The sequence below is a fragment of the Kocuria sp. p3-SID1428 genome (genome assembly GCF_025149945.1).
Lineage (GTDB): Bacteria > Actinomycetota > Actinomycetes > Actinomycetales > Micrococcaceae > Kocuria.
The window spans coordinates 73,274-83,478 of sequence record NZ_JALXVH010000007.1 but is presented as its reverse complement, the minus strand read 5'-3'; the positions used below and the strand labels follow the sequence as shown (position 1 = coordinate 83,478).

The 10,205-nt window shown below is 70.7% G+C and carries 6 protein-coding genes; 2 read left to right on the top strand and 4 right to left on the bottom strand.

What is annotated here, in order from left to right:
* Positions 1 to 5: 5 nt before the first annotated feature.
* Positions 6 to 1,490 carry an amino acid permease gene (locus M3E84_RS03150; protein WP_311200418.1) on the bottom strand — a complete coding sequence of 495 codons (1,485 nt, stop codon included), beginning with the start codon at positions 1,488 to 1,490 and terminating at the stop codon, positions 6 to 8.
* A 230-nt stretch (positions 1,491 to 1,720) separates the two neighbouring features.
* Positions 1,721 to 3,079 (bottom strand): glucose-6-phosphate dehydrogenase, encoded by a 1,359-nt coding sequence (locus tag M3E84_RS03145; protein ID WP_259894543.1) that lies wholly within the window; start codon positions 3,077 to 3,079, stop codon positions 1,721 to 1,723.
* Between the two features lie 55 nt (positions 3,080 to 3,134).
* On the opposite strand from M3E84_RS03145, the gene M3E84_RS03140 reads away from it, so the two are divergent.
* Complete coding sequence (locus tag M3E84_RS03140; protein ID WP_259894542.1) at positions 3,135 to 5,165, top strand: glycoside hydrolase family 15 protein; 2,031 nt, start codon at positions 3,135 to 3,137, stop codon at positions 5,163 to 5,165.
* A 212-nt stretch (positions 5,166 to 5,377) separates the two neighbouring features.
* Here the strand turns inward: M3E84_RS03140 and M3E84_RS03135 are convergent, their stop codons facing one another.
* Positions 5,378 to 6,952, bottom strand: coding sequence for a gluconokinase (locus M3E84_RS03135; RefSeq protein WP_259894541.1), 1,575 nt, complete (start codon positions 6,950 to 6,952; stop codon positions 5,378 to 5,380).
* 237 nt (positions 6,953 to 7,189) lie between these two features.
* A complete protein-coding gene (locus M3E84_RS03130; protein ID WP_259894540.1) occupies positions 7,190 to 8,044 on the bottom strand; it encodes a hypothetical protein in 855 nt (284 codons plus the stop codon).
* Positions 8,045 to 8,254: 210 nt separating this feature from the next.
* Between M3E84_RS03130 and ilvD the strand changes: the two genes are divergently transcribed.
* Entirely contained in the window at positions 8,255 to 10,093 is a 1,839-nt protein-coding gene (ilvD, locus tag M3E84_RS03125) for a dihydroxy-acid dehydratase (RefSeq protein ID WP_259894539.1), read from the top strand.
* Positions 10,094 to 10,205 lie beyond the last annotated feature (112 nt).

The following is a 10,205-nucleotide window of genomic DNA, read 5'->3' as shown; positions in this document are numbered from 1 at the left end:
GAGGGTCAGCGGGGCATTGCGGCGGGGTCGTCGAACTCCTCCGGGGCGCGGAAGCGGGTCACGCCGCGGCGCTTGGCCAGCAGCGCCCCGATGACCCACAGCACAGCGAACAGCCCCGCGGTCAGCAGGATCTGCTGGCGCACGCCGGGCACCGTCATGCCCAGGATCACGACGGCCACCATGCCGAGCAGCGCCACGTAGGACAGCACGGGGTAGCCCCATGCCTTGAGCGCGAGCTCACGGCCCTCGGACTCAGCGCGGCGGCGCAGCACCAGGTGGGAGATGATCGTCATGGACCAGATGACGATCAGGGTGGAGCCCACGATGTTGAGCAGGATGCCCAGGATCTCCTCGGCCCACAGGTAGTTCAGCCCGACCGTCACGAAGCCGAAGGCCACCGAGGCCAGCACCGCGGCCACCGGCACGCCGCGGGAGCTGGTGCTGCTCAGCGCGGCCGGGGCCAGGCTGCGGTGGGACAGCGAGAAGATCATCCGCGAGGCGCCGTACAGGTTGGCGTTCAGCGACGACAGCAGCGCGACGGTCACCACGATCGCCATGATGGAGGCGACGGCCGGCAGTCCCGCGGTGTTGAGCACGGCCACGAACGGGGAGGCCAGCAGGTTCTCGTCGTTCCACGGCATGGCCAGGACCATGATGGCCACGGAGCCCATGTAGAAGATCAGGATGCGCCACACGATGGTGCGGATCGCCCGGCCCACGTTCTTCTCGGGGTCCTCGGTCTCGGCTGCGGCCACGGCCACGATCTCGATGCCGCCGAAGGCGAAGGCCACGATCAGCAGGCCGGCGGCCACACCCCCGATGCCGTTGGGCATGAAGCCGCCGTGAGCGGTGAGATTGGCCAGGCCGGGCGCCTCGGCTGTGGGCAGCAGGCCGATCACGAACAGCCCGCCGATCACCAGGAACACGACGACGGCGGCGACCTTGAGCAGCGAGAACCAGAACTCGAACTCGCCGAACTGCCCCACGCCGATGAGGTTGATGGCGGTGAAGATGATCATGAAGATCAGCGCGAGCAGCCACTGCGGCGCGATGGGCCAGGCGGAGACCAGGATTTGCGCGGCCGCGGTGGCCTCGGCGGCGATCACGATGATCAGCTGCACCCACCACAGCCAGCCGACGGCGAAGCCCGCGGCCGGGCTGACGGCTCGGCCCGCGTAGACGGAGAAGGCGCCGGAGGTGGGATGATCGGCGACCATCTCGCCGAGCATGCGCATGATCAGGATGATCAGGAACCCGGCGACGACGTAGGACACGAGCACCGACGGCCCGGCGGCGGCGATGCCCGCTCCCGAGCCGACGAACAGGCCTGCGCCGATGGCCGAGCCGAGGCTCATCATGACCAGGTGGCGGCCCTTCATGTGTGCCTTCAGGGTCGAGTCCTGGGGGCCGTCTGCCCCGGGCGCTGCGGGAGCGGTGGTGCTCTGCGAATGGCGTCCGCGAGTGGTCGCGGGCGAGGATCCGGAACCCATGGGGGCCTCCTGGTGTTGAGGGCGCCGGGGGATCGGCCTCGGGCGCCTGTGCTGCACATCACAATCTGATGGCGACACACTAGGCCACCCCGAGGGTGAGATCCGGGCCTCCGCGGAAGCCTCCGTGAGCCTCGGACGATGTGCCCTGTGATCCGCGTCTCACGGCTGGGATCGTCCGGCGTGCCTGCGCGCAGCGGGTGAGGGCGTCCGCCGCGCGCAGGTGTGTGACATCAGATCGTCTCGGGGCCCTCCGAGCCCGCCTGATAGTCCTGCACCGGCACCAGGCCGTGCGCCACGGCGTCGATCGCCGGCTGCACGATCCGCCAGCAGTGCTGCGAGGCCTCGGCGCTGACGCTGAAGGAGCGGTCGCCGTCGAGCATGCGGCGCACCACGGAGCCGTAGGCCGACAGCGGGGACTCGGGGGTGGCCGAGGACAGGGTCACCCGCGCGGTCCCGCGGGGGTCGAAGGGGCCGCCCGCGCTGAGCTCGAGGCTGATCTCGCCGGTGGCCAGGTCCACTCGCAGGATGTCGCCGGCCGGGTCGCCGAACTCCTGGGCCCCGGCGGGGACGGGGCGGAAGCGCACCAGCACCTCCTGATGCGGTGAGCCGATGGCCTTGCCGGAGCGCAGGTGCACGGGCACGCCCTGCCACCGCCAGCTGTCGACCTCGACCGTGAGCCGGGCCCAGGTCTCGGTGCCGCTGGCGGGATCCACGCCCTCCTCATCGACGTAAGACGGCAGCTCGCGGCCGTCGATCGTGCCGGCGGTGTACCGGCCCGCGGCCATGTTCTGCTCGACCGGGCCGATGATGCTGGTGCGGGCCAGGACCTGTGAGATCAGCTCCGGGACCTCGCCGTCGGCGATCGACGACGGCGGATCCATCATCAGCACTCCCATGACCTGCAGCAGGTGGGACTGGTGCATGTCGCGGATGGCGCCGTTGGCGTCGTAGAAGCCGGCCCGGCCCTCGAGTCCCAGGGTCTCGTCGTAGGTGATGGAGATGGACTCGACGTGCTCGCGGCGCAGCAGCGGCTCGAGAATCCGGTTGGCGAAGCGCAGCCCCACCAGGTCCAGTACGGCCGGTTCGCCCAGGAAGTGATCGATGCGCAGGATCCGGTCGGCCGGGACCAGACGGTCGGCCAGGCGGTTGAGCTCGCGGGCGGAGTCTTCATCCGTGCCGATGGGCTTCTCCAGCGCCAGCCAGAGGTCCTGCGGCAGCTCGATCTCGCTCAGCGCATCGAGTGCCTTGCCGGTCACGGCCGGGGCGAGGGCGAAGTAGAGCACCACGCGGCCGTCGTCCGCCTGCCCGAGCAGCTGCGCGAGATCCTGGGGGGAGGAGGCATCCGCGGTGACCCACTGCGTGGACTCGAGGGTGCGCTCGACGGCCGGGCCGCTGGCATCCGTGCCGCGGAAGGCCTGGGTGGCAGTGTCCCGCCAGTCCTGCTTGTCCGAACGGGCGCTGCCGATGAGGCGGACCTGCCGCTCGGGCTGCAGGGTCAGGACGTCGCCGAGCCCGGGCAGCAGCAGTCGCGAGGTGAGATCGCCGGAGGCGCCGAGGATGATCAGGGTGGTGGGAGTCGTGTCGGCCATGGCCTCAACTGTAGGCAGGACCTGCGACGTCGGCCCCGTCTGCTGTGATGGGGCCATGAGCCACGACAGCATCCGCCGCGCCTCGGTCCCCCTCGAGGACTACGCTCTGCTCTCCGACCTGCGCACCGCGCCGCTGGTCTCCCGGGAGGGCAGCGTGGACTGGCTGTGCTTCCCCTCCGTCGATTCCGCCGCGGTGTTCTCCGCCCTGCTCGGCAATCCCGACGACGGCCGCTGGCAGCTGCGGATCGCCGACGGAGAGGTCGTCTCGCGGCGCTACCGTCCGGGGACCTTCGTCCTGGAGACGCAGTGGCGCTCGCCCAGCGGGTGCGCGACCGTCGTGGATGCTCTGCCCACCGGGGATGACCGGGCGAACCTGGTGCGGGAGGTGACCTGCACGGAAGGTGTCGTCACGGTCGAGCACGACCTGCGGATCCGCCCGGACTACAACCGCAGCGCCCCATGGGTGCACCTGCGCGAGCTGCCGGAAGGCGGCAGCGGGATCGTGGCGATCGCCGGGCCGGACATGCTCGTGCTGCGCGGCCCGCTGCTGTCCGCGCAGGCGGACGACGACTCCCGCCATGACCTCAGCGCCGAGGGCGAGGTCGGGCGCTGGCTCGGCGACTCCTTCGAGCTGGAGGCCGGGCAGACCCAGGCCTGGGTGCTGACCTGGTGCTCGTCCTGGAGCCCGCTGCCCGGGGCCGTGGACACCGCCGCCGCGCTGGAGCGCACCGAGCGCTACTGGAACGAGTGGCGGGAGGCGACCTGCTCCGGAGAGCCGATCGGGGAGGCTCGTGAGCGCTCGCTGCTCGTGCTGCGCGCACTCACGCACGGGGAGACCGGCGGCATCGTGGCCGCCCCCACCACCAGCCTGCCGGAGGACTTCGGCGGCGTGCGCAACTGGGACTACCGCTACACCTGGCTGCGCGACGCCTCCCTGACCATCGAGGCGCTGGTCGAGCACGGTCACACGGAGGGCGCTCGCCAATGGCGGGACTGGCTGCTGCGCGCTGTCGCCGGGGACCCGGAGCGGATCCAGATCATGTACGGGGTCGACGGCCGTCGTCATCTGCCCGAGCACGAGCTCGAGCATCTGTCCGGCTACGAGGGCTCGCATCCGGTGCGCATCGGCAACGGCGCGGCGGATCAGTACCAGGCGGACGTGATGGGCGAGGTCATGCTCGCCCTGGCCGCCCTGCGCGATGCCGGGGAGCCCGAGGACCTCTGGTCCTGGGGCCTGCAGAAGACCCTGCTGCGCTACTGCGAGCAGCGCATCGACGAGCCCGATCACGGGCTGTGGGAGATGCGCGGGGAGCCCGCGTTCTTCACCCACGGCCGCGTGATGATGTGGGCGGCGTTCAACGAGGGCCTGCGCGCGGTGCACGAGCACGGCCAGATCCGCGACGGCGTGGCCCAGGCCGACGGCTGGCCGGACGTGGCGGACCAGGAGGTCGCCGAGCCGGCCGATCCCGCCGAGTCCACCGCGCAGCGGGAGTCGGAGACCGCCGTCCTGGCCACCCCGGAGGAGATCCGGCGGTGGTCCGAGCTGCGCGATCGCCTGCACGAGGAGATCATGGAGCGGGGCTGGAACGAGCAGCTGGGCACCTTCACCCAGACCTACGCTCCGGGCCACGGCCGCCAGGAGGTCGACGCCTCCCTGCTGCAGCTGCCGCACACCGGCTTCATCGTCGCCGATGATCCCAAGATGCTGGCAACGGTCGCGCGGATCGAGCAGGACCTGGTCGATGAGCACGGATTCGTGGCCCGCTACCGCACCTCCTCGGGCTCGGACGGCCTGGAGGGCGATGAGTACCCGTTCCTGCTGTGCCTGGCCTGGCTGGCCGAGCAGTACGCCGGCTCCGGACGCACCGAGGACGCGCAGCAGGCGCTGGACAGGCTCGAGAGCTGCACGACCGACCTGGGTCTGCTGGCCGAGGAGTACTCGCCGCAGCACCAGCGTCTGGCCGGCAACTTCCCGCAGGCCTTCAGCCACCTGGGTCATCTGCGCGCCGCACGGGCGGTCGATCGCGCCGCGGCGCAGGGCCCGGACCGCGACCGCGCGGACAGCCGCCGCGAGCCCGGGGCCTGAATCTTCCTCGGCCATCACGTCGACGGCTCCGCGCGGCCGCCTCGGCGCGTCATCATCATCGACTGGCCGCTTCGTCACCGATTCAGCGCGGAACCGGTGACGATCTGGCCGGTCGATGACTGAACGGTTCGGATTCGGCCGCTCGAGGGCTGCGGCTCCCGCCGGGCCAGGCGGGAGACGGCACCTGAGCCGGCGTCGGCGGCCCAGTCCGCTCAGGCCTCCGCGGACTCGTGGACAGCAGGCGACTGCGCCGACGACGAGGCGAACAGTCCCTCGTAGGCCTCCTGGAAGCGCTCGGCCACTCGGTCCCAGTGCTCGCGGGCCGACGGATCCGGCTCGAAGGTGTGGGCGTACGGCGGATCCACGGGCTCGATGTCCGGGGAGAGGACTTCGGAGGCCAGCACTGCCGTGCCGCGCAGGGTCGAGCGCTTGAAGGTGGCCTGCACGGCGCTGCGGCCCAGCAGGTCCGCGAGCTGCTGCTGCAGCCCCGGGACCGACTGGGTCATCCCGCCGGCCGTGACCAGGCGCTCGACCTCGCCGGAGGCCTGGCTGAGCTGCTGGGCCACGCGGCCGTAGGCGGCCACCACGCCCTCCATCACGCCGCGCAGGACGTCGTCGGGGCCCGTGGCGGCCGAGAGCCCGAGCACGGCGGCGCGGGCGTCGCCCAACCAGCCGGTCGAGCGCTCGCCGGTGAGGAACGGCAGGACCAGCGGGGTCGTGGGCTCGGCAGGGCGCTGGGCCACGTCCTGCGAAGAGAGGTCATCGGGCAGGCGCAGGGTCTGCTCGGTCCAGGTGATCGCGCGGCTGGCGTCGTTGATGGCTCCGCCCAGCAGGCAGCGGGTGTCGTCGATGCGGTAGCACCACAGTCCCGACGGGATGGTCTCCGGCTGCTCGTGCAGCAGCACGCGCATGGCCCCCGAGGTGGCCATGGAGGTCACCATGGTGGTGGCGTCGCGGCCGCCGGAGCCCACGTTGGCGCTGAGGCCGTCGGCCACGGGCGGGAACCACTTGGCCTGGCGCAGCGCCGGCCAGCGCTCGGCAACGGCCGGGGGCACCTCGCGGATGGGCTGATTGGGGCGGGCGATCAGCGACAGGGACTCGCGCTCGACCTGGGCGAGCTCGAGCATCTGATCCGACCAGTCGCCGGTGCGTCGATCCAGCAGTCCGGTCCAGGCGGCGGTGGAGGTGCCCACGCGCGCCTTGCCCAGCAGGCGCAGGTGGAAGTACTCGCCCAGCGACAGCCAGCGCGAGGTGGCGGCGAAGGCCTCCGGCTCGGTCTCGCGCAGCCACCGGAAGCGCGGGGTCAGGTAGGAGGTGTGCAGGCGGGCGCCCGTCAGCTGCTGGATCTGCTGCTCGTCGGCCTCGGCGCGCAGCCCGGCCAGGTGGCCGCTGGAGCGCGAATCGGCGTAGGTGTAGCAGGTGGTGGTGGCGCGGCGTCGGGAGTCGACGCCCACGAGCGAGGAGGCGAAGGTGTCGATCGCCACGCCGCCCACCCGCCCGATGAGCTCCTGGCGGGAGCCGATGATCTCGTCGATCAGCCGGCACAGCTCCTCGACCACCTGATCCGGGTCGATCGTGCTGGTGCCGTCCGCGGCGGTGGTGAACTGGTGGGGGATCTTGTCCCGGTAGCCGCGCACCGGCGTGCCTGCGGCGTCGTGGAGGCTGCCGCGAGTGGCGGTGGAGCCGACATCCAGGGCGAGGACGAGGGGGTCGAGCGCATCCTGGAGCGGGACGGCGAAGTCCACGTCGTCGTCGGTCTTGGGCGGACGGGGTGCGGACTTGGCCACGTGCGGGTCCTTTGACGAGGTTCACGGTGCGGCGGGCCGGCCCTCGGCCGCTGCGCCCGCTGCGAAGTCGACGGGATCCGCGCCCTGCATGCGGTGGCTGATCCCGGCGGTCGACGTCGGCATCTCATCGTATCCCGCCGACGGACCCACAGTGCAGGCCGAGGTCGAAGAAGATCTGCCCCGCCCTGCATGAGGCAGGACGGGGCAGGTCGGGGACTCGCGGTGGATCGTGAGGCCTCAGCTCCGGTTCTTGGAGGCTGTGACCCGGTTCACGATGATCAGGACGATGCCCACGATGAACAGCAGGCCGCCGAGCAGGCCGATGCCGATACCGGCGAAGGCGCCGCCCAGCATTCCGCCCACGCCGACGTCCGTGATGTAGACATCCGAGCTGGCGACATAGGGGGAGCAGCTGAGGCGGTACTCGCCGGCCTCACTGGTCTCGAACGAGCCGAGCATGGAGAACGTCTCGCCGTCGGACGTGGCGGTCTGGTCCATGCCGGAGATCTCCAGTGACATCGAGTCGAACTCGGGGGTGTAGATGGTGCATTCGTCCACCGAGCTGGTGCTGGTGGAGAACACGAAGTAGTCGGTGTCGGCCTCCAGCGTGCGGGTGGTGCCCGACGGCGTCTCGGCGATGCTGCTGGCACCGCCCACGACGGTGGCGAAGAACACGACGATCCCCACGATGCCCAGCAGGACGCCCAGGCCCAGCGAGACCAGTCCGACCCACAGCGGCGGCTTGCCCTTGCCCTTGCGGCCACCGCCCTGCGGGGTCGCCTGGTAGCCCCCCTGGTGACCGCCGGCGGGCGTGAACTGGGGCGAGCCGCCGCCGGCGGGGCGGTACTGGGGTGCGCCGGAGCTCTGGCTCGGCTGCGAGGAGCCGGTCTGCGAGGGCCCCTGCTGCGCGGCTCCCGGCGCACCGTAGGACGGGGCCTGCTGCGAGGATTCCGAACCGGTCTGCGGAGGCTGGGACTGCGGCGCCCCCTGATTCTGCTGCCAGCCGCCGCCGAAGTCGGGGGCGGAGTGCTGGGAGCCGGAGGAGCTGCTGGTGCCCTCGGAGTCGGGGGAACCGTTTGTGGGAGTGCTCATGGGGAGGGTCCTTTCGCGGGGAAGGGCGGGAGCGTGTGTTCACTATAGAAAATACCCCGCTCGGCCGCTGCGGCAACCCCTGCGCCGGAAGATTTCTGCTCCGAGGCGTGTTGACGAGACAATCGGGGCAGTCAGGCCGCAGTCCGCCTGCCCGCCAGCATCCATCGTCCGTCGCTCTCCGACTCCGCGACGGCACCAGAGGAGAGACCCGTGCCGCAGCTTCGTTCCGCAACCTCCACCACCGGCCGCAACATGTCGGGCGCTCGCGCCCTGTGGCGCGCCACCGGCATGGGCAGCGAGGACTTCGGCAAGCCGATCGTGGCGATCGCCAACTCCTTCACCCAGTTCGTGCCCGGGCACGTGCATCTGAAGGACATGGGCCAGCTCGTGGCGCGCGCGGTCGAGGAGGCCGGCGGTGTGGCCAAGGAGTTCAACACGATCGCCGTGGACGACGGCATCGCCATGGGCCACGACGGCATGCTCTACTCCCTGCCCAGCCGCGACATCATCGCGGATTCGGTCGAGTACATGGTCAACGCGCACTGCGCCGACGCCCTGGTGTGCATCTCCAACTGCGACAAGATCACCCCCGGCATGCTCATGGCCGCCATGCGGCTGAACATCCCCACGATCTTCGTCTCCGGCGGGCCCATGGAGTCCGGCGAGGGAGTGGAGGGCGTGGTCGAGCACCGCGTGGACCTGGTGGATGCCATGTCCCTGGCCGTGGACGAGTCCGTGACCGATGACCAGCTCGCGCTGGTCGAGGAGTCCGCCTGCCCCACCTGCGGCTCGTGCTCCGGCATGTTCACCGCGAACTCCATGAACTGCCTCACCGAGGCGCTGGGCCTGTCCCTGCCCGGCAACGGCACCACCCTGGCCACGCACATCAACCGCAAGCGCCTCTTCGAGGAGGCCGGCGCCCGGATCGTGGCCTCGGCCAAGCGCTACTACGAGGACGACGACGACTCCGTGCTGCCGCGCTCGATCGCCACCCCGGAGGCCTTCGCCAACGCCATGACCCTGGATGTGGCCATGGGCGGGTCCACCAACACGGTGCTGCACATCCTGGCGGCCGCGCAGGAGGCCGAGGTCGACTTCACCATGTCGGACATCGACCAGATCTCCCGCCGGGTGCCCTGCTTGGCCAAGGTCGCCCCGAACTCCACGAAGTACCACATCGAGCACGTCCACCGGGCCGGCGGCATCCCCGCGATCCTGGGCGAGCTGCGCCGCGGTGGGCTGCTGGACGAGGACGTCCACACCGTCCACGCCGCCACCATGGGCGAGTGGCTCGACGAGTGGGACATCCGCTCCGGCAAGGCGACCGAGCAGGCGAAGCACCACTTCCTGGCCGCCCCGGGCGGTGTGCGCACCACGCAGGCGTTCTCGCAGGCCAATGAGTACGAGGACCACGACCTCGACGCCCAGGACGGCTGCATCCGCTCGGTCGCCCACGCCTACACCAAGGAGGGCGGGCTGTGCGTGCTGTTCGGCAACATCGCCGAGGACGGCGCGATCATCAAGACCGCGGGCATCGACGAGTCCCTGTTCCACTTCAAGGGCTCCGCGTTCGTCGTCGAATCCCAGGACGAGGCTGTGTTCGAGATCCTGTCCAAGAACGTGAAGTCCGGGGACATCGTGGTCATCCAGTACGAGGGCCCCAAGGGCGGGCCCGGCATGCAGGAGATGCTCTACCCGACCTCCTACCTCAAGGGCCTGGGCCTGGGGAAGGAGTGCGCCCTGATCACCGACGGCCGCTTCTCCGGCGGCACCTCGGGGCTGTCGATCGGGCACATCTCCCCGGAGGCAGCCGCCGGCGGTGCCGTGGGCCTGATCGAGCAGGGCGATGAGATCGAGATCGACGTCGACAACCGCATCCTGCGCGTCAATGTGGACGACGCCGAGCTGGCGCGTCGTCGCTCCGAGAAGGGCGAGGCACCCTGGAAGCCGACCAAGCCGCGCGAGCGCAAGGTGTCCAAGGCCCTGAAGGCCTACGCCTCCATGGTGACCTCGGCGGACAAGGGCGCGGTGCGGGTGGTCGAGGACTGAGCCTCCTCGCGATCTGCGCTTCACGCGCAGGCAGTACATCAGCCGGGTCTCGCGAGAGGCCCGGCTGATGTACATTGCTCCAACTGCTGGGAACGACCTGTGGTCGCTCCGG